20 protein-coding genes are annotated in these 22,685 nt (G+C 53.1%); 7 read left to right on the top strand and 13 right to left on the bottom strand.

The genetic code is table 11. The features are described 5' to 3' along the window. Positions 1 to 8: 8 nt before the first annotated feature. The 3 genes from NMC31_RS09805 to NMC31_RS09795 form a co-directional block, all read right to left on the bottom strand. Positions 9 to 911, bottom strand: a complete 903-nt coding sequence (locus tag NMC31_RS09805) for a carbohydrate ABC transporter permease (RefSeq protein ID WP_149463347.1) — start codon at positions 909 to 911, stop codon at positions 9 to 11. Next, positions 904 to 1,794: a carbohydrate ABC transporter permease gene (locus NMC31_RS09800; RefSeq protein WP_108475941.1), complete on the bottom strand. Its 891-nt coding sequence runs from the start codon at positions 1,792 to 1,794 to the stop codon at positions 904 to 906. Before NMC31_RS09800 ends, NMC31_RS09805 begins: the two co-directional genes overlap by 8 nt. 475 nt (positions 1,795 to 2,269) lie before the next feature. Further along, complete coding sequence (locus tag NMC31_RS09795) at positions 2,270 to 2,596, bottom strand: cupin domain-containing protein (RefSeq protein ID WP_253897794.1); 327 nt, start codon at positions 2,594 to 2,596, stop codon at positions 2,270 to 2,272. A 141-nt stretch (positions 2,597 to 2,737) separates the two neighbouring features. Between NMC31_RS09795 and NMC31_RS09790 the strand changes: the two genes are divergently transcribed. Continuing rightward, positions 2,738 to 3,430: an aspartate/glutamate racemase gene (locus NMC31_RS09790; protein WP_149463349.1), complete on the top strand. Its 693-nt coding sequence runs from the start codon at positions 2,738 to 2,740 to the stop codon at positions 3,428 to 3,430. A 204-nt stretch (positions 3,431 to 3,634) separates the two neighbouring features. Here NMC31_RS09790 and NMC31_RS09785 read toward each other — a convergent pair whose 3' ends face one another. Continuing rightward, positions 3,635 to 4,558, bottom strand: coding sequence for a LysR family transcriptional regulator (locus NMC31_RS09785; RefSeq protein ID WP_253897793.1), 924 nt, complete (start codon positions 4,556 to 4,558; stop codon positions 3,635 to 3,637). A 245-nt stretch (positions 4,559 to 4,803) separates the two neighbouring features. Between NMC31_RS09785 and lysA the strand changes: the two genes are divergently transcribed. Continuing rightward, positions 4,804 to 6,066, top strand: coding sequence for a diaminopimelate decarboxylase (gene lysA / locus NMC31_RS09780; protein WP_253897792.1), 1,263 nt, complete (start codon positions 4,804 to 4,806; stop codon positions 6,064 to 6,066). On the opposite strand, the gene NMC31_RS09775 is transcribed toward lysA, so the two are convergent. The 3 genes from NMC31_RS09775 to galR form a co-directional block, all read right to left on the bottom strand. Beyond that, positions 6,036 to 7,067, bottom strand: a complete 1,032-nt coding sequence (locus tag NMC31_RS09775) for a LacI family DNA-binding transcriptional regulator (protein ID WP_149463352.1) — start codon at positions 7,065 to 7,067, stop codon at positions 6,036 to 6,038. The two genes, lysA and NMC31_RS09775, sit on opposite strands and share 31 nt — an antisense overlap. 148 nt (positions 7,068 to 7,215) lie before the next feature. Next, a complete protein-coding gene (locus tag NMC31_RS09770) occupies positions 7,216 to 7,632 on the bottom strand; it encodes a DUF1240 domain-containing protein (RefSeq protein ID WP_253897791.1) in 417 nt (138 codons plus the stop codon). A gap of 913 nt (positions 7,633 to 8,545) precedes the next feature. Beyond that, entirely contained in the window at positions 8,546 to 9,562 is a 1,017-nt protein-coding gene (gene galR, locus NMC31_RS09765; protein ID WP_253897790.1) for an HTH-type transcriptional regulator GalR, read from the bottom strand. Between the two features lie 398 nt (positions 9,563 to 9,960). Here galR and aas point away from each other — a divergent pair, with 398 nt between their 5' ends. Together aas and lplT are read left to right on the top strand one after the other, a co-directional pair. After that, on the top strand, positions 9,961 to 12,120 hold the full coding sequence (aas, locus tag NMC31_RS09760; RefSeq protein ID WP_149463357.1) for a bifunctional acyl-ACP--phospholipid O-acyltransferase/long-chain-fatty-acid--ACP ligase: 2,160 nt from the start codon (positions 9,961 to 9,963) through the stop codon (positions 12,118 to 12,120). Then, the gene (gene lplT / locus NMC31_RS09755) at positions 12,113 to 13,306 is read left to right on the top strand and encodes a lysophospholipid transporter LplT (protein ID WP_253897789.1); all 1,194 of its coding nucleotides are present in this window, start codon (positions 12,113 to 12,115) and stop codon (positions 13,304 to 13,306) included. Before aas ends, lplT begins: the two co-directional genes overlap by 8 nt. A 37-nt stretch (positions 13,307 to 13,343) precedes the next feature. On the opposite strand, the gene NMC31_RS09750 is transcribed toward lplT, so the two are convergent. The 6 genes from NMC31_RS09750 to NMC31_RS09725 form a co-directional block, all read right to left on the bottom strand. Further along, positions 13,344 to 15,032 (bottom strand): DUF4139 domain-containing protein, encoded by a 1,689-nt coding sequence (locus NMC31_RS09750; protein ID WP_253897788.1) that lies wholly within the window; start codon positions 15,030 to 15,032, stop codon positions 13,344 to 13,346. Between the two features lie 144 nt (positions 15,033 to 15,176). Then, positions 15,177 to 16,217, bottom strand: a complete 1,041-nt coding sequence (locus NMC31_RS09745) for an NADP(H)-dependent aldo-keto reductase (RefSeq protein WP_253897787.1) — start codon at positions 16,215 to 16,217, stop codon at positions 15,177 to 15,179. A gap of 126 nt (positions 16,218 to 16,343) precedes the next feature. Next, a complete protein-coding gene (locus tag NMC31_RS09740) occupies positions 16,344 to 16,562 on the bottom strand; it encodes a YgdI/YgdR family lipoprotein (RefSeq protein ID WP_015963194.1) in 219 nt (72 codons plus the stop codon). 124 nt (positions 16,563 to 16,686) lie between these two features. Next, positions 16,687 to 17,400, bottom strand: coding sequence for a TerC family protein (locus tag NMC31_RS09735; RefSeq protein WP_149463361.1), 714 nt, complete (start codon positions 17,398 to 17,400; stop codon positions 16,687 to 16,689). Positions 17,401 to 17,464: 64 nt separating this feature from the next. Further along, on the bottom strand, positions 17,465 to 18,160 hold the full coding sequence (gene mutH, locus NMC31_RS09730; protein WP_149463362.1) for a DNA mismatch repair endonuclease MutH: 696 nt from the start codon (positions 18,158 to 18,160) through the stop codon (positions 17,465 to 17,467). Positions 18,161 to 18,252: 92 nt separating this feature from the next. Next, positions 18,253 to 18,390 carry a hypothetical protein gene (locus tag NMC31_RS09725; protein WP_188016858.1) on the bottom strand — a complete coding sequence of 46 codons (138 nt, stop codon included), beginning with the start codon at positions 18,388 to 18,390 and terminating at the stop codon, positions 18,253 to 18,255. A gap of 453 nt (positions 18,391 to 18,843) precedes the next feature. Between NMC31_RS09725 and rppH the strand changes: the two genes are divergently transcribed. The 3 genes from rppH to lgt all read left to right on the top strand — a co-directional run bounded on the left by rppH (position 18,844) and on the right by lgt (position 22,682). Further along, on the top strand, positions 18,844 to 19,374 hold the full coding sequence (rppH, locus tag NMC31_RS09720) for an RNA pyrophosphohydrolase (RefSeq protein WP_015963199.1): 531 nt from the start codon (positions 18,844 to 18,846) through the stop codon (positions 19,372 to 19,374). Between the two features lie 12 nt (positions 19,375 to 19,386). Further along, positions 19,387 to 21,633 (top strand): phosphoenolpyruvate--protein phosphotransferase, encoded by a 2,247-nt coding sequence (gene ptsP, locus NMC31_RS09715; RefSeq protein ID WP_149463364.1) that lies wholly within the window; start codon positions 19,387 to 19,389, stop codon positions 21,631 to 21,633. 176 nt (positions 21,634 to 21,809) lie between these two features. Further along, the gene (lgt, locus tag NMC31_RS09710; RefSeq protein ID WP_149463365.1) at positions 21,810 to 22,682 is read left to right on the top strand and encodes a prolipoprotein diacylglyceryl transferase; all 873 of its coding nucleotides are present in this window, start codon (positions 21,810 to 21,812) and stop codon (positions 22,680 to 22,682) included. Positions 22,683 to 22,685 lie beyond the last annotated feature (3 nt).

Raw genomic sequence — 22,685 nt, 5'->3', positions numbered from 1 at the left:
TATCCCTCTTAACCTTTAATTCCGCTGCTGGTCACGCCCTGTACGAAGTAGCGTTGAGCCAGGAAGAACACAATGATGGACGGCAGAATGGAGATGCTCGCCATTGCCAGAATTTCGTTCCACGGCGCACCTTCGGTGACGTCGATGGACATTTTCAGTGCCAGTGCAATCGGGTACTTATCGACGCTGTAGACGTAGATCAGCGGGCCGATAAAGTCGTTCATGGACCACATAAACTGGAACAGTGCGACGGAGATAATGGCCGGTTTGAGAATCGGCACCACCACGTACCACAGCACCTGAATAGAGTTACAGCCGTCAATTTGCGCCGCTTCTTCCATGTCACGCGGTACACCGCGTAGGAACTGAATCAGCATGAAGACGAAGAATCCCTGCGTGGCGAACGCCAGCGGCAGATACAGCGGCATGTAGCTGTTCAACATGCCCATTTCGCGGAACATCAGGTACTGAGGAATCAGCAGTACGGTGCTCGGCAGCAGCATGGTGGTGATGAGCGTGGCAAACCAGAATTTCTTCCACGGAATCTCGAAGCGGGCAAAGCCGTAAGCCACGATAGTGGAAGAGATAATGGTCAGAATCACTTTCGGGATCACATACTTGAAGGTGTTCAGCATGTAATGGCCGAAGTTGTATTCGGTACCGGTTTTCCAGCCGTTGATAAACCCTTCCCAGGTGGCATTTGCTGGCCACAGGCCCAGGGTGGTGAAGATCTCGTGGTTCGGTTTGAACGACGCCGAGAACATCCACGCCAGCGGGTAAAGCATCAGCAGGCCGACAAACAGCAGGATGGTGTAGCGAACCCAGGCGTTAATCTTCTCGCGTCTCAGGGTGCGGGCAACCTCACGTTCAGCGATGCTTCTTGCTTCGTCGATTTGTTGAATATCAGCCATTTTTGCCTCCCTTATCGGCGGAGTAGAACACCCAGTATTTTGAAGACTTAAAGGCGATGGCGGCGAAGACCGCGACGACCAGGAACAGAACCCACGCCAGCGCTGCGCCATAACCCATATCGAAATATTTAAACGCGGTGTCGTAGATGTAGAGCGAGAACAGGTACGTGGAGTAAGTTGGGCCGCCGCCGGTAATCACATACGGGCCGGTAAACTCCTGGAACGCCTGAGTGGTTTGCATGATGAAGTTGAAGAAAATAACCGGCGTGATCAGCGGCACGGTGACCTTCATAAACATCTGCCATTTGGATGCGCCATCGATCATCGCGGCTTCGTACTGCGATTGCGGCACGTTTTGCAGTGCGGCCAGGAAGATAACCATCGCGGAACCGAACTGCCAGACACGCAGCAGCGTAACGGACATCAGCGCCAGAGACGGCTCGCCCAGCCAGTTAATAGCATCAAAACCAAACACGCCGAGGAAGCTGTTCAGCAGGCCGTCGATGGCAAACAGGGCGCGCCATAACACGGCAATGGCTACAGAACTGCCAAGAATAGACGGAATATAATAGGCGGTACGGAAGAACCCGATGCCGCGTAATTTAAAGTTAAGAACAAACGCAATGCCAAGGGCGAAAGCGAGCTTTAGCGGAATGGTCAAAAATACATACGCGAACGTTACGCCCATAGATTTCCAGAAGAGCGTATCTTCGGTAAACATATAGCGATAGTTCTCAATGCCGTTAAATACCGGCGGACTCATCAAGTCGTACTCAGTAAAACTGAGAAAGAAAGATGACACAAACGGGAAGGCCGTAAAGATTATCAACCCAATGATATAGGGCGAAATCCAGGCCAAACCCAGCATTCTGTTTTCATTCATAGATACCTACCTGGCAAACAAGTTTGTAAAACGGATTGAGGTTCGGTCATCGCTCCACACGAGGGGCACGGGGCGCGGAATTCACGGTGTTAGCTTGGTGTCGGTCATACGATCCTTCCCTGTAAATAAATGTTGTGTAAGACTTTTTTACTACTCATTCCATTGGTGGCGTTTTGCTGTTTCAACTCTGACGTTTTGTAATGCGCGATTAGTAAAACACCGTTTTAATTTTATTTTATTGCTATTTGTTTCCGCGTCATGCGTTTAATGATGGAAATGTGATCGAAGTCGAAACGATGTTTCAATTAAGTGAGGTGGGTGGTGTTTCTACTAAGGTGGTATGGAAGTAGATAAGAGAAAACACGCATTAACCGGCTGAAATTAGTGGTTCCGTTAATGGTTAACAGGCTAATGCTTAATTATTTGAAGTAAAAAAAACCTTCGCTAAACGAAGGCTTTTGGCGGTGTGAAAATATTAGCCCTTGAGGAAATCCTGGCGCATTGGGGTAAAGGTATCCAGCAGCGTACCGGCTTGCAGGCAAACACAACCGTGCATAATTTCCGGTTTTTTATACAGCGTGTCGCCTGCGCGCACGACGTGTTTTTCGTCGCCGATCGTGAACTCAAATTCACCGGAAAGCACGTAGGTCAACTGCTCGTGCGGGTGGTTATGCAGCGGGCCAACGGCGCCTTGCTCAAAGTTGACCTCTACCGCCATCATCTTGCCATCATGGGCGAGGATACGACGGGTGACGCCGTTACCCAGGTCTTCAAGGGTGGTCTCTTTATGAAAAATAAACATCAGGCAGTCCTGTAGTAAGTTGAAACAATGTTTCATTTAACTTATCTCAGAATGCGTGAAAAAGAAATCGGCTGCTGGAGAAGTGGAAAGTTGATCACAAGTTTGCTTCACTGGAGGCACGCGAAAAACCGAGGCATAAAAATGAAAACGATTGGGCTGTTAGGTGGCATGAGCTGGGAATCGACAATCCCCTATTATCGGCTGATTAATGAAGGCGTAAAGCAGCGCCTGGGTGGGCTGCATTCGGCGCAAATACTGCTGCATAGCGTTGATTTTCAGGAGATTGAAGCCTGTCAGTCGAGCGGTGACTGGCAGCGCGCGGGCGACATTCTGGCGCAGGCGGCAAAAGGGCTGGAGCAGGCCGGTGCACAAGGGATTGTGCTGTGTACCAACACCATGCACAAAGTGGCGGATCACATCGAGAACGCTGTGACTGTGCCGTTCCTGCACATTGCCGATGCGACCGGACGCGCCATCCAGAAAACGGGAATGCGTAACGTTGCGCTGTTGGGCACACGCTACACCATGGAACAGGATTTCTATCGCGGCCGTCTGCAACAGGAATTTGCCATCAGCACGCTGATTCCGGACAGCGACGACCGCGCGCGTATCAACCAGATAATCTTTGATGAGCTGTGCCTTGGCACCTTCAGCGAGGCGTCACGTGACTATTACCTCGAGGTGATTTCGGCACTTAAAGCGCAGGGTGCGCAGGGCGTGATTTTTGGCTGCACCGAAATTGGCCTGCTGGTGCCTGCGGAACTTAGCCCGCTGCCGGTGTTCGATACGGCGGCGATCCACGCCGCTGATGCGGTGGATTTCATGCTCTCCTGAGCCTTAATGCCCGGTGACGCTTCGCTTACCGGGCCTACAAGACTGCCGCCATCCGGCAAACACGCACGATTAGTAGGCCGGATAAGGCGCAGCCGCCATCCGGCAAACACGCACGATTAGTAGGCCGGATAAGGCGCAGCCGCCATCCGGCAAACACGCACGATTCGTAGGCCGGATAAGGCGTAGCCGCCATCCGGCATCCCTTTACGGCGCTAGAACCTTGTTCAACGTATCGGTAATCACACCCAGATTCACCTGCATATGCTGCGTAAATGCCTCAACCAGCGCCGAACCGGGCCGGTGGAGCGGGCGAATCAGACTCACGGTAAACGGCACATCTTTACTGAAACGGCGGATCACCACCCCGCTATTAACGTAATCCAGCGCGGTGAATGGGTTAACCACTGAAATTCCCGCGCCTGCCCGCACCATCGCACAAATTGACGCCGCGCTGTGGGTTTCTACCACCATTCTCCGTTTCACCTGATGCTCGGTGAATAATGCATCCAGCAGTTGGCGATAGCTGTCGGTACGCGACAGGCTGATGTAATTTTCGCCCTGAAAATCTTCCGGCGTCAGTACGCTTTTTGCCGTCAGTGGATGATCCTGCGGCAGCACGCAGACTTCGTTGAGCGTCAGTAGCGGCGTGCGTTCAGTCCCTGCGGGCGTGTGCAGCGTTTCCGTCAGCCCTAAATCATGGCGCTGTGCCGAGAGCCACTCCTCCAGCAACGGCGACTCCTGCGGCACGATTTGCAGGCTGACATCCGGGTAGCGCGCCAGAAAAGGCTGGATCAACAACGGTAAAAAGGATTGTGAAAACACCGGCAGGCACACAATCGACAGCTCGCCCTGGCGGAACTCGCGCAGGCTTTCCGCCGCGCTAACGATACGATCGAGCCCGTACCAGGAGCGTTGCACCTCTTCAAACAGTCTTAATCCTTGAACGGTAGGATGTAAGCGGCCACGGCTGCGTTCAAAGAGCTTCAATCCGAGCACTTTTTCAAAGCGCGCCAGTTCGCGGCTGACCGTGGGCTGCGAGGTGTGCAGCAGGCGCGCGGCTTCCGTCAGGTTACCGGCGGTCATAACCGCATGGAAGATTTCAATGTGGCGCAGGTTGACGGCGGGCATTGTGGGCTCCTGGTTTGTGGGTTTTTTCCCCCTCACCTTAACCCTCTCCCCAAAGGGGCGAGGGGACTGACCGTGCGCGTGTTTCGCCCTCGCCCCTTTGGGGAAGAGGGCCGGGGTGAGGGGTATACCGCGCACAAATCCAAACCATATCATTTTTGCATAGACTCGCCATAAAACGATATTTTTTATTCCCTTCATCCTGTGGCGTAATCGGTAAAAAGCAACATCTGACACCGGAGCCTTTTATGCCACGCCCGCTTAACAGTACCGACACCGACCTGACTGCAGAAAATCTGCTGCGCCTGCCCGCTGAATTTGGCTGCCCGGTCTGGGTGTATGACGCGCAAATTATTCGCCAGCAGATTGCCAAATTGAGCCAGTTTGATGTCGTGCGTTTTGCCCAAAAAGCATGCTCGAACATCCATATTCTGCGTCTGATGCGCGAGCAGGGTGTGAAGGTAGATTCAGTGTCATTGGGTGAGATTGAGCGCGCGCTGGTGGCGGGCTATCAGCCAGGGGCAGGTTCTGATGATATCGTTTTTACCGCTGACACCATCGACGAGGCGACGCTTTCACGCGTGCATGAGTTGCAGATCCCGGTAAACGCCGGTTCCGTCGATATGCTGGCACAACTGGGTGAGGTGTCTCCAGGACATCGCGTGTGGCTGCGCGTGAATCCAGGCTTTGGTCACGGTCACAGCCAGAAAACCAACACCGGCGGCGAAAACAGCAAACACGGTATCTGGTATAGCGATCTTCCGGCCGCGCTGGACGTGATTCAGCGTTATCAGCTAAAGCTGGTGGGCATTCACATGCACATCGGTTCCGGCGTGGATTATGGGCATCTGGAACAGGTTTGCGGTGCAATGGTGCGTCAGGTTATTGAATTTGGTCAGGATCTGGAAGCGATCTCTGCGGGGGGCGGGCTGTCTATCCCCTATCGTGAAGGCGAAGAAGCGATCAACACCGATCACTACTACGGCCTGTGGAACGGTGCGCGTGAACAGATTGCCAAACATCTGGGGCATCCGGTCAAGCTTGAACTTGAGCCGGGGCGCTTCCTGGTGGCGGAGTCTGGCGTGCTGGTGGCGCAGGTGCGTAGCGTGAAAGCGATGGGGAGCCGCCACTTTGTGCTGATCGATGCCGGATTTAACGATCTGATGCGTCCGGCCATGTACGGTAGCTATCACCACATTTCAGCGCTCGCCGCTAACGGGCGCGACCTCTCCCAGGCACCGCTGATTGAAACGGTGGTTGCCGGCCCGCTGTGCGAGTCGGGCGATGTCTTTACACAGCAGGAAGGTGGAAAAGTGGAAACGCGCGCCTTGCCTGCGGTGAAGCCGGGCGATTATCTGGTACTGCACGACACCGGTGCGTACGGTGCGTCGATGTCATCGAACTACAACAGTCGCCCGCTACTGCCGGAAGTGCTGTTTGATAATGGCGCGGCGCGTTTGATTCGCCGCCGTCAGACAATTCAGGAACTGCTGGCGCTGGAACTGGCGTAAAACGGTCCCGTCGTCACCGTATCACGTAGAACCAGCGTGCCGGTAAACGGCGGGATGGTTTCAATAGGCTCGTCATTGGCGAGCTTAATGGCTTGATCGATAGCGGTCACGATCATGTTATCGATCGGCAGATAAACCGTCGACAGCCCCGGCTCCAGCCATTTCGCGCTCGGCGCGTCATCGAACCCGAACAGTGAAATATCCTGCGGAATGCGTAGCCCTGCCTGATGCAGCGCTTTTGATGCGCCCAGCGCCATATCATCGTTACAGGCAAACAGCGCGCTAAATGGCACCTTTTCGCTCAGCAGTTCATTGCACTTCTCAAAGCCGCAGGTCATACCCGCATCGCCATATTTTACCTTCGCCGGATCCCATGCAATACCATGTTTTTCCAGCGCATTTTTATACCCTTCTAAACGCGCTTTCCCGGTCGGCGTGTGGATGGGTACCGTGAGGCAGGCGATGTCGCGATGGCCCTGAGAAATCAGGTACTCCACTGCCTGAAAGGCGGCATCCTGCTGTTCGAAGAAGACGCAGCGCTCGCGCGCCTGGCTGACGTCGCGGTTGATCACCACCAGCGGCATGGGAATGGAATCGATGAGCGACATGATGGTTTCTTCGCTCATAAAACGGGTGTAGAGCACAATCGCATCGCACTGGCGATCGGCCAGCATCTGCACTGCCTGCTTTTCTCGCTCTGGCTCGTCGTGCCCGTCGGCGACAATCAACTGCTTGCCCCAGACTTCCGTCTGACGCGATGCCTGTTGTAACAGGCGGCCAAAATAGAAGCCGTCAAAGGTTGAGACAATCAGCCCAATGCTATTGCTGGTGCGGTTTGCCAGTGAGCGCGCCAGAAAATTTGGCCGGTAGCCCAACTCTTCCATTGCTTTGAACACCTGCTGACGGGTGCTCTCTTTTACCTGACCTGTGCCGTTCAAGACGCGGGAAACCGTTGCTTTCGAAACGCCTGCGCGAATTGAGACATCCAGCATTGTTGTCATTGTCTGTTCCTGATGCCACGTGATTTCCGCAGTTTATCACAGACATTCAGGGGCATATGCGTTGAGAACGCGGCAAATAACTATCGGGATCACGGTTTTGAAGGGAAGTGGGTGTGCAGCGAGACCAGGGAGCACACGCAGGGCCTTCTTACTCTTTACGCGTTTCTTCCCCTATTAAACGTTGGCAATCTCCGATATCCCGAACGTAGTAATACCTGAAGCCTTCTGGTTCGCATGTTTTGTAGGGGGAGAATACTCCCAACCAGATGGTGACGAGAAAACCGACGACCTGTGTCATAACTAAAAGTGGGATCATTATGCAAGCGGCGATGCACATCGTAAACTCAACATTTTTGGGGCGTTTAACGCCAAAGATAATAGTGAGTACGCCAAAAATAAACCCGCAACAAAATCCTGGTACCGTCATTAATAATGAAAAATCGATACTATTAAAATAAATGATATCGCCGTAATGAAAAATTGATGTTAGTTTGTATGCTGTCAGCGTGGTGGAATAGTCATACAGGATGAGTATGGAGACAGTGCTGATAATAACACCACTCATAAATGATTTTGTTCTATTCCAATATGTTGAATTATTATTATGTTTTTTTGTAATGGGTTTGCGTTCCGTTTTCAATCTTAATTTTATCTCTAATGGTTGGCTGCCAGGTACTATTGTGAAAGAGCGAGTTTACGTGCGTATTACCTTCTCACTCTATGTGTGTATCTTCCCACATCAGGCGTTGACAGTCTCCGAGATCTCGAACATAAAAATACCTCAGAGCTTCTGTTTCGCATGCCTTGTAGGGGGAGAATACACCCAGCCATATGGTGACGAGCAGACAAAGGAGTTGAGTAAGAAAGATTAGCATGATTAAGATTAACGTAATGAGGTTCATGGTGAAGTCTATTTTTCTTGGTACCTTTCCTAAAAAATGAAAATACTATGGTTGCCATTGCAAAGAAAAAAATTGGAATACCTAGAGGAAGAACTATCTGATAGCCGTTGAAGTAAATAATCTCTCCATAGTGAAAGAGAGATGTAAACTGATACATGGCCATATCTTCTATTGTCGATTTTATGAACCATATCGAAAATGCAATTACAAAAACTCCAGAAAATGGGGTTTTTATTTTACCCCTGAATATAAAAAAGATATCTTTTATTTTGTTTTTTATTTTTTGTGGCATTTTTCAGTTCCTGAGTTGCAATGTAGTATGTTGAGTTATTATGTTTTTATGTTAAAACCTTTGTAGTTATGATTATTGAAAACCCATATGTTATAGAACCCGAGCTTGTCAGAAACTGAAGGTCCAGGTGTTGGAGATATTTTGGCCCCAGATATTATTTATACAAAGACCAAAACGAAATGAGAGGTAATACGTAAACAGAGGGTTTTAGGAAAAGTGCTCGCGATAGCCGTTGAATATTATAGGGATATGGCGGGTGTGCGTAGCGCTACCCGCCTGAAGCATTAAGCCTTATCACTCTCCGCCGGCACCGACACCGAATGACGGCGCACAAGCGTCGGGCTGAAGAGATGCGTGACATCTGGCACCGGGCGTTTTTCCGACAGTGCCAGCGCCAGTTCTGCTGCCTGCGTTGCCATGGTGACAATCGGATAACGAATGGTTGTCAGACGTGGGCGCACATAGCGTGATACCAGTACATCATCGAAACCAATCAGCGAAATCTCCTGCGGCACGTCGATGCCGTTATCATTGAGCACGCCCATTGCGCCTGCTGCCATCGAGTCGTTATAGCAGGCCACGGCGGTAAACTGTTTTCCGCGCCCCAGTAGCTCGGTCATTGCCTGCTCGCCGCCGCTTTCGTCGGGTTCCGCGAAGGTCACCAGCCGATCGTTACACGGCAGCCCGTTCTCTTTTAGCGCGTCGTAATATCCCTGCAAGCGGTCTTCCGCATCGGAAATCGCGTGGTTTGAGCAGATGTAGCCAATCCGGGTATGCCCCTGCTGAATCAAATGACGTGTCGCGAGCCACGCGCCATAGCGGTCGTCCAGCGCCACGCAGCGTTTTTCAAAGCCGGGCAATATGCGGTTAATCAGCACCATGCCGGGTATTTGCTTCATCAACCCGACCAGTTCCGCATCAGGAATCATTTTGGTGTGTACTACCAGCGCCGCACAGCGATGGCGGATTAACTGCTCAATGGCCTGACGCTCTTTTAATTCATTGTGATAGCCGTTACCGATCAGCAAAAAGTTGCCTGTGTGATATGCCACCTGCTCTACAGCTTTGACCATGGCGCCAAAGAAGGGATCAGACACATCGCCCACCACCAGCCCCACGGTTTCCGTTGACTGCTGCGCCAGGGCGCGCGCGTTAGCGTTAGGGTGGTAGTTGAGTGTTTCCATGGCCGAAGACACCGACTGACGCGAAGCATCGCTGGCTTTCGGGGAATTATTGATTACGCGGGAGACGGTGGCGACAGAGACGCCAGCCAGTCGAGCCACATCTTTGATAGTCGCCATACACTGCCTTTTCGATGGGTAAACGGTTACACCACTGTAGTGTTACGGAAATTTCGCGCAGGTTCAAGGGCGAGAGGCGCGTGAAGGAAAGATCTTTGATAGTCCCCTGTTGACACGAAAAAGCACTAAGTGATTCTAAAAAAACGAATACAAACTTTTGCTTACACTTTGCGAAGGGCTGTTGCGGTTCTGTACTGGAGAAAACAGCGGCGGGATTGCTACTCTGATTATCCCAGAGGTATTGATAGGTGAAGTCATCCGTAAGGTTGACTGACTTGAATTACACCAACCTGCGCAGATGCGCAGGTTTTTTTTGTCAAGAATTGGGGGTTTACTGCTTTTACGCTGTTTTCTCATGTACCCTTCATGCAGAGAAAACTTTGGCAAAAGGAGTTGGTATGGTTATTGGCTTTTTTCGGCAGCTTTTTAAAGTTCTGTTTCGGGTAAGGATGACCGGCGACACAGCGGCTTTAACACAATCAAAGGTGCTGATTACCCCGAACCATGTCTCATTTATTGATGGTATTTTGCTGGCGCTATTTCTGCCAGTACGTCCGGTATTTGCAGTTTACTCCTCGATTTCGCAAAAATGGTTTATGCGCTGGCTCACGCCACTGATCGACTTTGTACCGCTCGACCCGACTAAACCAATGTCTATCAAACACCTGGTGCGCCTGATTGAACAGGGTAGACCGGTGGTGATTTTTCCCGAAGGGCGTATTTCGGTTTCTGGTTCGCTGATGAAAATCTACGACGGCGCGGCCTTTGTGGCGGCAAAATCGGGCGCGACCATTATCCCGGTACGTATTGAAGGGGCAGAACTGACCTACTTCAGCCGCCTGAAAGGGCTGGTGAAGCAGCGTCTCTTCCCGCAAATTCGGCTGCATCTGTTGCCGCCAACCCGTATTGAGATGCCGGATGCGCCGCGTGCGCGCGATCGCCGCAAAATTGCGGGCGAAATGCTGCATCAAATTATGATGGAAGCGCGGATGGCGGTGCGTCCGCGTGAAACGCTTTTTGAATCGCTGATTAACGCCCAGTATCGTTATGGCGCAAAAAAACCATGCGTGGAAGACATTAACTTCCAGCCCGACAGTTACCACAAACTGATGACCAAAACGCTGTTTGTGGCGCGGATCCTCGACAAATACACCCGGAAAGGCGAACGCATCGGCCTGATGCTGCCGAACGCAGGGATCAGCGCGGCGGTGATTTTCGGGGCGATTGCGCGCGGGCGTATTCCGGCGATGATGAACTACACGGCGGGCGTGAAGGGGCTTTCCAGCGCGATTACCGCGGCGGAACTGAAGACGATATTTACGTCACGTACCTTCCTTGATAAAGGCAAACTCTGGCACCTGACCGAACAGCTGACTCAGGTACGTTGGGTGTTCCTCGAAGATTTAAAAGGTGATATCACTCCCCAGGACAAACTGTGGATTTTCTCGCGCCTGCTGGTGCCGCGTCTGGCGCAGGTCGAACAGAAACCGGAAGACCCGGCGATTATCCTCTTCACTTCCGGTTCCGAAGGCAACCCGAAAGGTGTGGTGCACAGCCATAAAAGCATTCTGGCGAACGTCGAGCAGATTAAAACCATCGCCGACTTTACCGCTAACGATCGCTTTATGTCCGCGCTGCCGCTGTTTCACTCCTTCGGTCTGACGGTCGGGCTGTTTACGCCGCTGCTGACCGGCGCGCAGGTATTCCTTTATCCGAGCCCATTGCATTATCGCATCGTGCCGGAGCTGGTTTATGACCGTAACTGTACCGTACTGTTTGGTACCTCCACCTTCCTTGGTCACTACGCGCGCTTCGCGAATCCGTATGATTTTTATCGTCTTCGCTACGTGGTCGCGGGGGCGGAAAAACTGCAGCAAAGTACCAAAGAACTCTGGCAGGACAAGTTCGGCCTGCGCATTCTGGAAGGCTACGGCGTGACGGAATGCGCGCCAGTGGTTTCCATTAACGTGCCGATGGCGGCGAAGCCGGGTACTGTGGGGCGCATTTTACCCGGAATGGATGCGCGTTTGCTGGCGATCCCTGGTATTGATAAAGGCGGACGATTGCAGTTGAAAGGGCCGAATATCATGACCGGCTATTTGCGCGTCGAGAACCCTGGCGTGCTGGAAAAACCGAGCGCCGAGAACCAACACGGCGAGCTGGAAGAGGGCTGGTACGACACGGGCGATATCGTCGCCTTTGACGAACAGGGATTTGTGCAAATTCAGGGCCGCGCCAAACGCTTCGCGAAAATTGCCGGGGAAATGGTATCCCTGGAAATGGTCGAGCAGGTGGCGCTGGCGGTATCCCCAGAGAAAATGCACGCCACAGCTGTGAAAACAGATGCCAGCAAAGGGGAGGCGCTGGTGCTGTTTACCACCGATAATGAGCTGACCCGCGACAAACTGTTGCAGTACGCGCGGGCACATGGCGTACCGGAACTGGCCGTGCCGCGCGATATCCGCTGGCTGAAACAACTCCCGCTATTGGGCAGCGGCAAGCCGGACTTCGTGACGCTCAAAGGTATGGTTGAAGAGGCAGAACAGCACAATGAGTGAGTCAGTACACACTAACACCTCTATCTGGTCGAAGGGCATGATGGCGGTGATTGCCGCTCAGTTTCTCTCCGCGTTCGGTGATAACGCCCTGCTGTTTGCCACGCTGGCATTGATGAAACAGCAGTTTTATCCCGAATGGAGTCAACCGGTTTTACAGATGGTGTTTGTGGGCGCTTACATTCTTTTCGCACCGTTCGTAGGGCAGATAGCAGACAGCTTTGCCAAAGGTCGCGTCATGATGATGACCAACGGCCTGAAACTGATTGGTGCAGCGAGCATCTGCTTCGGTGTAAACCCGTTCATCGGTTATTTGCTGGTGGGCATTGGGGCGGCGGGTTACTCACCGGCCAAGTATGGCATTCTGGGCGAGCTGACAACCGGCGATAAGCTGGTGAAAGCCAACGGGTTGATGGAAGCATCGACCATTGCCGCCATACTGCTGGGCTCGGTGGCGGGCGGAGTGCTGGCCGACTGGCACGTGATTGCGGCGCTGGTAGCCTGCGCTATCGCTTACGGCGGCGCAGTGGTCGCTAACCTTTTTATTCCCAGGCTTGCGGCGGCGCGCCCAGGGCAATCCTGGCGATTTCGCCCGATGACCAACAGTTTCTTCAGCGCTTGCAAAACCCTGTGGCACAACGGCGAAGCGCGTTTCTCGCTGTTGGGGACCAGTCTGTTCTGGGGCGCCGGCGTGACGCTGCGATTCCTGCTGGTGCTGTGGGTACCGGTGGCGCTCGGCATTACCGATAACGCCACGCCCACGTATCTTAACGCCATGGTCGCCGTAGGGATTGTGGTCGGTGCAGGCGCAGCGGCCAAACTGGTGACGCTGCAAACCGTCGCCCGGTGCATGCCAGCAGGCGTGTTAATTGGTGTGGTAGTGGCGATTTTCGCCCTGCAACACGCGATTCTGCCAGCCTATGCACTGCTGTTTGTCATCGGGATTTGCGGGGGGTTCTTTGTCGTGCCGCTTAACGCGCTGCTTCAGGATATCGGCAAACACTCGGTGGGCGCAGGAAACGCTATCGCCGTGCAGAACCTGGGCGAAAACAGCGCGATGCTGATTATGCTGGGGATTTACTCGTTGGCGGTGATGGTGGGAATTCCGGTGGTTGGCGTAGGTATTGGCTTTGGCGCGCTGTTTGCGCTGGCGATTATCGGCCTGTGGCTGTGGGGGCACAGGCGATAAGCGAGCAGCGGGTGGCGTTAAACGCCACCCGCTGAATTTATAATCCTGAAGGCGTGATTTTTTTCGGATACTTCACCGCATAAGAAAACGGCAAACTGACGTTCTCTTTCCCCGCCAGATGCAGTTCCCAGCTCAGTTCGCCGGTTCTGGCGTTGTACTGCGCCTGCCCATACTGCACTTTTTCCACCGTAATATCGCTGTTGGCGCTGACCGGGATTTGATCGAGAAGGGTTAAATCCACGGCTTCGGCATAACTGTTTTTCACGTTCAGGGAATAGCTGAAGTTGCGTACCGCATCGTCGTTAAAGATTGAGACCGCATTCTCTTTCTTCTGCACCGTTTTACGCTGGATGATCAGCTTCGGGTCACGATTAAGCTGAATGTTCAGTGATTTACCATCTTCCGGTGGCTGTAAATAGCCGACCCCTGTGCGGTTGGTGCCAAAGAAAATCTGGCTTTCACCGGGGATCAAGTTCAGATCTTCCCATGCGTTAATTTGCACCTGCAAATAGGCGTCATTGCTGATTTTCGGGATCGCAAAGAAGCGATAGTTGCCGGAGACGGACTCTTCTTTAATCACCACCGTACGCGCGTTGTTATCGCTGTCGATTTGCCAGGGAAGGGTGAGCGCATAACGGACGTTTAATGCGGTGAAGTTTTCTGCGGGCCTTGGGGATGGTGCTTTTACCGGGGCGGCATAACGACGACCGGCTTCTGCTGCTTTTTTATCAGCGGCGGCTTTTGTCGCCGCTGCCGCGTCCTCGGCGGCATAAGCGTCCTTACGAGCCGTCGCTTTCTCTTGTGCCTGGAAGGCCGCATCAAGTGAACCGCTGCCAGATCCGTATGCATAGCCCGACATCTTTATACTCTCATCGCGTACATCCACATACTGCGTCTCCATGCGCGGCAACGTCAGATGCGTATTCGGCTCGCTGGTAGAGAGCACCAGCTTAACGTTCTTCCACGCCAGCCCCGTATACTGGCGAATACTGGCCTTATAGACCAGCCGCAGCGGTTGATTAATGGCGCTGGCGTGAATATCGTAGAGCGGCGACCATGAGGCGGCTCGGGTCATATAACGCACCACTGCCCGGGAGCTGACGGCTTTGGGGGCATACACTCTGGCGATAATCACCTGCGGTTCGTTTTCGCCGCCCAACTCACCTTTGCTCATACTTTCGCGCAGCTCCAGCTTATCGATATCCCGCTGCTTGTCGCTGATTTTCTGCGTCAATTGACCGGCGGCTAACAGCAGTTCACCGTTCTTTTCTTTGACCATTTGCAGATATTTTCCCACCTCCGCCGCGCTCTTGGTGGTTAACGAACGGTTAGCCTCCAGCACCTTAATTTGCGCGTTGATATTGTTTTTCTCGGCGGTCAGTTTCTCTTTTTCTTGTCTGGCGGCGTTAAGCTGCTGCTGGATGTCGGACAGGTCCGCGCCGGATTGTGTTTCCTGCAGCGCGACGCGCGAGGAAAGTACGGTGACGCCGTTATCCATGGCAATGGCGATGCTGTCAGGAAGCACGGAATCTGCAACCTGCGTAAAGGTAATTTCGCTCTCTCCGGCAGGGAGATTAAGCGTTTCTTCACTTTGCAGACTCGCACCGCGCAGATAAACGGTGACCTCTTTAAGCGAAAGCGGCTGCGTAAGCTGTGCAGACCAGGCCGATGAAACAGACATGCCTGCCAGAAACAGGGCAAGGGGAAGCGGTTTTAAAATAAACATGGTTGTCCTTAACGAAGAAAAACGCCTGCGTGGCGTCGGCGTAAGTCTATGGCGCATCGTTAAGAAAAACGTGACTAAAACGTGTGAATGAATTCTGAAAAAGGGGAAAACGAGAGGCCTGACGCAAAACGTCAGGCCGGGGAATTACGGTGCCGGATAGGTATAAACCTGATGCACCGCTTCAATCTCTGCCAGCACCTCTTCACTCAGTTCAAGGTGATAGCTCTCGACGTTGGTTTTCAGCTGTTCAAGCGTGGTCGCCCCAAGCAGCGTGCTGGCGACAAATGGCTGACGGCGCACAAAGGCCAGCGCCATCTGTGCCGGGTCGAGCCCGTGGCGTTTGGCGATATCGACATACGCTGCCACCGCTTTCTGCGCCTGCTCACCGCTGTAGCGGGTGAAGCGGCTGAACAGGGTATTGCGCGCCCCTGCGGGTTTTGCACCATTAAGGTATTTGCCGGTTAATGTGCCAAAGGCCAGGCAGGAGTAGGCCAGCAGTTCAACGCCTTCAAACTGACTCACTTCCGCCAGACCCACTTCATAGCTGCGGTTCAGCAGGCTGTATGGATTCTGGATGGTGACGATCCGCGGCAGATCGTGTTTATCCGCCAGATGCAGGTAGCGCATTACGCCAAATGCTGTTTCGTTCGAGACCCCGATGTAACGAATCTTCCCGGCGCGCTGGAATTCGCTCAGCGCGTCCAGCGTATCGAGTAATGAGACTACCGGCGCAGAATCGGCCCAGGTGTAGCCCAGTTTGCCAAAGCAGTTGGTTGGGCGCTGCGGCCAGTGTACCTGGTATAAATCGAGATAATCCGTTTGCAGGCGGGTCAGGCTGTCATGCAGGGCTTCACGAATGTTTTTGCGGTCCAGCGCCTGATTCGGGCGGATACCGCTGTCGTTATTGCGTGAAGGGCCGCTGACTTTTGAGGCCAGGACCAGTTTTTCGCGGTTGCCACGTTTGGCAATCCAGTTACCGACGTAGGTCTCGGTCAAACCCTGTGTTTCCGGGCGAGGAGGCACCGGATACATTTCGGCGACGTCAATTAAGTTGATACCCTGACTGACGGCGTAATCGAGCTGTGCGTGGGCGTCGGCTTCACTATTTTGTTCACCAAACGTCATAGTGCCCAGCCCAAGAGTACTTATCTCAAGTGAGCTGTGGGGGATACGGTGGTAGTGCATAGCCAGCTTCCTTTTTCTTAACAACGTCAGGAATATCCCGACAAAGGAATATAAAAATGGCAGAGGGAGAGGGAAAGTGGAAGCAAAAAGATCAAAAAAGGCCAGCAGGCGGCTGACCTCATTTTCTTAGCGTTTAATGATTTGCGAAACGTCGTCGCGATTAATCTGCATTCTGTTGCCCTGCTGATCTTCGTAGCTAATCAGCCCGGTGTCGTCATCGACCTCCGGTTTTCCGTCCGTCAGGATCATCCTGCCATCCTTGGTTGCCATCACGTAATCACTGCTGCAACCCGATACAGCAAAAGCCAAACCCACTGCGGAAATCAACACTGCCCATTTTTTCATCCTTAATCCCCTTTTATGGCCGCACGTTTATCATTGTAGTAATAACTCAATATTTTGAGAGGATAAAGCAGTAAAGTCTTAAAAAAATAAGACTCAGCCCTCAAAAGAGGGCTGAAGAGAGGGATTAAAGCGGATTCTTTTTATTGCGGATGAGGTTCAGGCTTTCTACGGCGATTGAGAAGAACATCGCGAAGTAGATGTAACCTTTCGGCACGTGAACGTCGAAACTTTCCAGAATCAGGGTGAAACCCACCAGAATCAGGAACGACAGCGCCAGCATTTTGACCGACGGATGGCGGTCAACAAAATCGCCAATTGGACGCGCGGCAAACATCATCACACCGACTGCAATCACCACGGCGGCCATCATAATAAACAGGTGATCGGACAGCCCCACCGCCGTAATCACCGAATCAAGGCTGAAAATAATGTCCAGCAGCATAATCTGCACAATGGCGCCCATGAAGGAGTGAACGTTGGTTTTCAGCCCCTCTTCATCGCCTTCAATAGACTCGTGGATCTCTTTACTGGCTTTCCAGATGAGGAATAGCCCACCGACCAGCAAGATGAGATCGCGCAGCGAAATTTCCTGTCCCATCACGGAGAACAGTGGGTTTGTCAGTTTGACGACCCAGGCGATGGAAGCCAGCAGGCCCAGACGCATAATCATTGCGCCCAGCAACCCTAAGCGACGGGCGTGGGCACGTTGTGCGGTGGGAAGTTTCGCGACAACCAAAGAGAGGAAGATAATATTGTCGATCCCAAGGACGATTTCCAGAAGCGTCAGTGTTCCAAGCGCCAGCCAGGCGTTGGGATCGGTTATCCATGCAAATAACATCTATAAAGTCCTGCCAAAAACGAAAGCGTTAATTATAAGCTTGTGCGGCGGCGGGGTAAAAAGATTAATACGTTTGTAGCATGAAGTGACGGGCCAGCAGGGCGGAGGTGAAGTTTTTCTTCAGATAAAAACCGCGCGGAAGCGTCAGAATGGGTTCGCCGTGTGCGCCAATGGCTTCGGTCAGCGCTTTACTGTTGGCGGCTTTGGGGCGCAGTTGCAGCACTTCGCCGTGGCGGGCGGTGATCTTCTCGACCTGTCCGAGCACGATAAGATCCATCAGTTCCTCCCAGTCCATCTGCAACTGTCTCTCTTCTTCAGCGCTCGGCGTCCACAGCAGCGGCGATCCCACCCGGCGTTCGGCCAGCGGAATGGAACGCTCGCCTTCAACCGGGATCCACAAAACGCATTTCAGTTTATGCCGAACGTGACTGTTCTCCCAGGTCACCCCGGTATTGCCGGTGAGCGGTGCAACACAGACAAACGTGGTTTCCAGTGGGCGGCCCAGACTATCAATCGGAATCGTTTTAAGCTCGACGCCGAGCGCAGCGAAATCTTGCTCAGGTTTACTGCCGGCGCTAGCCCCCAGCCAAAGCTCCAGAAGAATGCCAATCCAGCCTTTATCGCGTTTCAAATCTTTCGGAATGGGTAGCCCTGCCATCGCCGCCAGTTCCCCCAGTGAATACCCGGCAAGACGTTGCGCTTGTGTTAACAACTCAAGCTGAGTTTGCGGGGAAGTGGTCAATGGAATCAGGGCGGACATGGGGTTAAACCTTTTGGTCAAAAAATGAACGAGAGTTTTGCACACTGTGGATAGAGTTTAACTTTTTCTGAGTAAATATACCAATACCATGATTAATATGGTTTTTTTCTCAGTCTTTGCTCATGAAAAAGTTGTAGGAAAAAGGTTTTCCAATTCTGGTCACTGGCAATGAACAGGATCTTACACCATGTTATCCACAGAAAAGTGGGATAACTGGGGAAAAGCCCCACTACTGTTTCGATTTACAGCCTTGACGTGCGACGAAAATCGAATTTTCGCACAAAAGATGCCTAAGATATTGGCACAATCTGTGGATAAAACCTACGTTGCTCGATCTTTCATCAATCAAAGGATCGGTGATGTGATGATCATCACGTTATGCTGTAATAACTGATAAATGATGATAATAACTTTATGAAAAATAGCGTTTTCCTGAGATGCTCTCATCCCTGTTGATTAGGACTACTCCGGGTTTTCCCTGGTTAATTCCATACTTCTTCACAACTCTATCCACAGAAAAAGTGAATAAAATCGCCTTTGTGCTCGCGCCTCTGTTTATAACTCGGGTCATTACTGTGAGTTATTCAAATGTTATTCGTTGTGAGCGGGGTGATAGAGTGGTTTACCGTTTCCGGGGAGTATGAAACAATCATTCACATTGAAGCTTATTTTGAGGTAGTCCGGTGATTGATGACGATGGCTACCGCCCAAATGTTGGTATTGTAATTTGCAACCGTCAGGGCCAGGTCATGTGGGCTCGGCGCTATGGTCAGCACTCCTGGCAATTCCCGCAGGGCGGGATAAATCCAGGAGAAACCGCAGAGCAGGCGATGTATCGGGAACTGTTTGAAGAAGTAGGATTAAGCCGCAAGGATGTGCGGATCCTCGCTTCAACCCGAAACTGGTTGCGTTACAAGTTGCCGAAACGTTTGGTGCGTTGGGACACAAAGCCGGTTTGTATCGGCCAGAAGCAGAAGTGGTTTCTCTTGCAGTTGATTGGCAATGACGCAGATATCAATATGCAAACTAGCAGCACGCCGGAATTTGATGGCTGGCGCTGGGTGAGTTACTGGTATCCGGTGCGTCAGGTCGTCTCGTTTAAGCGCGATGTATACCGCCGGGTGATGAAAGAGTTCGCCAGTGTTGTGATGGCGCTTGCGGAAAGCAATTCCAGACCGCAAAGCGCACCAGCTTATCGACGTAAAAGAGGTTAAGCCACGCACATTATGCTCACTCGCTTACGCGAAATTGTCGAGAAGGTTGCCAGTGCGCCGCGTTTAAACGAGGCGCTGGATATCCTGGTTACGGATATATGCCTGGCGATGGAAACCGAGGTGTGCTCGGTTTACCTGGCCGACCACGACCGACGCAGCTATTACCTGATGGCGACGCGCGGCTTAAAAAAACCGCGCGGTCGTACGGTCACGCTCGCCTTTGATGAAGGTATTGTCGGCCTGGTTGGCCGACTTGCCGAACCCATCAACCTGGCCGATGCGCAGAAACACCCCAGTTTTAAATATATTCCCTCCGTAAAAGAAGAGCGTTTCCGCGCCTTCCTTGGCGTGCCGATTATTCAGCGGCGACAGCTGCTTGGCGTGCTGGTCGTTCAGCAGCGCGAGCTGCGTCAGTACGATGAAAGTGAAGAGTCTTTCCTGGTCACCCTCGCGACGCAAATGGCGGCGATACTTTCGCAGTCGCAGCTGACGGCGCTGTTTGGCCAGTATCGCCAGACGCGTATTCGCGCGCTTCCGGCGTCGTCCGGGGTGGCGATTGCCGAAGGCTGGATGGATGCCACGCTGCCATTAATGGAGCAGGTCTACGAAGCCTCGACGCTCGACACCGCGCAAGAGCGCGAACGCCTGACCGGCGCGCTGGAGGAGGCGGCCAATGAGTTCCGTCGCTACAGCAAGCGTTATGCCGCTGGCGCACAGAAAGAAACAGCGGCGATTTTCGACCTTTACTCACACCTGCTTTCCGATGCCAGCCTGCGCCGGGCGCTGTTTGCCGAAGTGGATAAAGGCTCGGTCGCTGAGTGGGCGGTCAAAAAAGTTATAGAGAAGTTTGCCGAACAGTTTGCAGCGCTGAGTGACGGCTATCTGAAAGAGCGCGCGGGCGATCTGCGTACGCTGGGCCAGCGTCTGCTGTTCCATCTCGACGATACCATTCAGGGCGCAAATGCCTGGCCGGAACGTTTCGTGCTGGTGGCGGATGAACTCTCGGCCACCACGCTTGCGGAAGTGCCGCAAGACAGACTGGTGGGCGTGGTCGTTCGCGATGGCGCAGCAAACTCGCATGCGGCGATCATGGTGCGCGCACTCGGCATTCCTACCGTCATGGGCGCGGATATTCAGCCGTCGGTGCTGCATGGTCGCAACCTGGTGGTGGATGGCTATCGCGGTGAATTGCTGGTTGACCCTGAACCGATCCTGATTCAGGAATATCAACGCCTTATCAGCGAAGAGCATGAACTCAGCCGCATCGCCGAAGATGATGTGGAACGCCCGGCGCAGCTTAAAAGCGGCGAACGGGTAAAAGTCATGCTCAACGCCGGTCTTAGCCCGGAACATGAAGAGAAACAGGGGCGGCGCATTGACGGCATTGGCCTCTACCGCACCGAAATTCCGTTTATGCTGCAAAGCGGCTTCCCGTCGGAAGAGGAACAGGTCGCCCAGTATCAGGGCATGTTGCAGATGTTCAACGACAAACCGGTAACCTTGCGTACGCTTGATGTTGGTGCGGATAAACAGCTGCCGTACATGCCCATCAGCGAAGAGAACCCGTGCCTGGGCTGGCGTGGGATCCGCATAACGCTCGATCAGCCGGAGATCTTTCTGATCCAGGTGCGCGCCATGCTGCGTGCCAACGCCGCGACCGGCAACCTCAGCATTTTGCTGCCGATGGTCACCAGCCTTGAAGAGGTTGATGAAGCGCGAAGGCTTATCGACCGCGCCGGGCGGGAAGTGGAAGAGATGATCGGCTACGCGATCCCGAAACCGCGTATCGGCATCATGCTGGAAGTGCCGTCGATGGTCTTTATGCTGCCGCATCTGGCGAATCGCATTGACTTTATTTCCGTCGGGACCAACGATCTTACCCAGTACATTCTGGCGGTCGATCGTAACAATACACGCGTGGCGAGCATCTACGATAGCCTGCATCCGGCCATGCTGCGCGTGCTGTCGATGGTGGCGCAGGAAGCGGAGCGCTACGATATCGATCTTCGTCTGTGTGGTGAAATGGCGGGCGACCCAATGTGTGTGACGATTCTGGTTGGGCTGGGTTTCCGGCATTTGTCGATGAATGGCCGCTCCGTAGCGCGCGTGAAGTATTTGCTTCGCAACGTTGAGCTTGAAGAGGCGCAAACGCTGGCGCAGCGTAGCCTGGAAGCACAACTCACCACAGAAGTACGCCATCAGGTGGCGGCGTTTATGGAACGTCGCGGGCTGGGTGGGTTAATTCGCGGCGGGCGGTAAATCGGGGGAGTGGGCACGCTTTTGCCCGCTCCCTATACACATCTTTTACATCTTCCCGGCATCCTCTCCTGCAAGCCTTGTGCTATCATTCTGCCCTTTGGCGCGCTCGTTTCACGTAGGCGCACATCCATACCGCTGACCACTTTCGGCGGAATAACAAGAACTTGTGGTGACAGATGAATAGTGGGTATCTGCGTTTCCCGGAATTTGACCCGGTAATTTTTTCGATTGGACCGGTCTCGCTGCACTGGTATGGCGTGATGTATCTGGTCGGCTTCGTCTTTGCGATGTGGCTGGCGGGCCGCCGGGCGAATCGCCCTGGCAGTGGTTGGACGAAAAACGAAGTTGAAAATCTGCTGTATGCGGGCTTCCTCGGGGTATTCCTCGGCGGGCGTATCGGTTACGTGTTGTTCTATAACTTTGACCTCTTCCTGAGCGATCCGCTGTATCTGTTCCGCGTCTGGGATGGCGGCATGTCCTTCCACGGCGGCCTGATTGGCGTGATTATCGTGATGATCGTCTTCGCGAAACGCACCAAACGTACCTTCTTCCAGGTTTCTGACTTTATTGCTCCGCTGATTCCGTTTGGTTTGGGTGCCGGGCGTCTGGGCAACTTTATCAACGGCGAACTGTGGGGGCGCGTAGACCCCGGCTTCAAGTACACCATGCTCTTCCCGAATTCACGCGCGGAAGACCTGGCGCTGCTGCCATCACACCCGGAATGGCAATCGCTGTTTGATACTTATGGTTCGCTGCCGCGTCATATGTCTCAGCTGTATGAAATGGCGCTGGAAGGTGTGGTGCTGTTCCTGATCCTCAACTGGTTTATCCGCAAACCGCGCCCGGCGGGGTCGGTCTCCGGTTTATTCCTGATCGGCTATGGCCTTTTCCGTATCATCGTCGAATTCTTCCGCCAGCCGGATCAGCAGTTCACCGGCGCGTGGGTACAGTACATCAGCATGGGACAGATCCTTTCCATTCCAATGGTGCTTGCGGGTATCATTATGATGGTTTGGGCATTCCGCCGTCCGCAGCAACACGTCTCCTGAGGA

This window comes from Pseudocitrobacter vendiensis (genome assembly GCF_943590815.1).
Taxonomy (GTDB): Bacteria; Pseudomonadota; Gammaproteobacteria; order Enterobacterales; family Enterobacteriaceae; genus Pseudocitrobacter; species Pseudocitrobacter vendiensis.
This window is presented reverse-complemented; position numbering and strand designations above follow the sequence as displayed.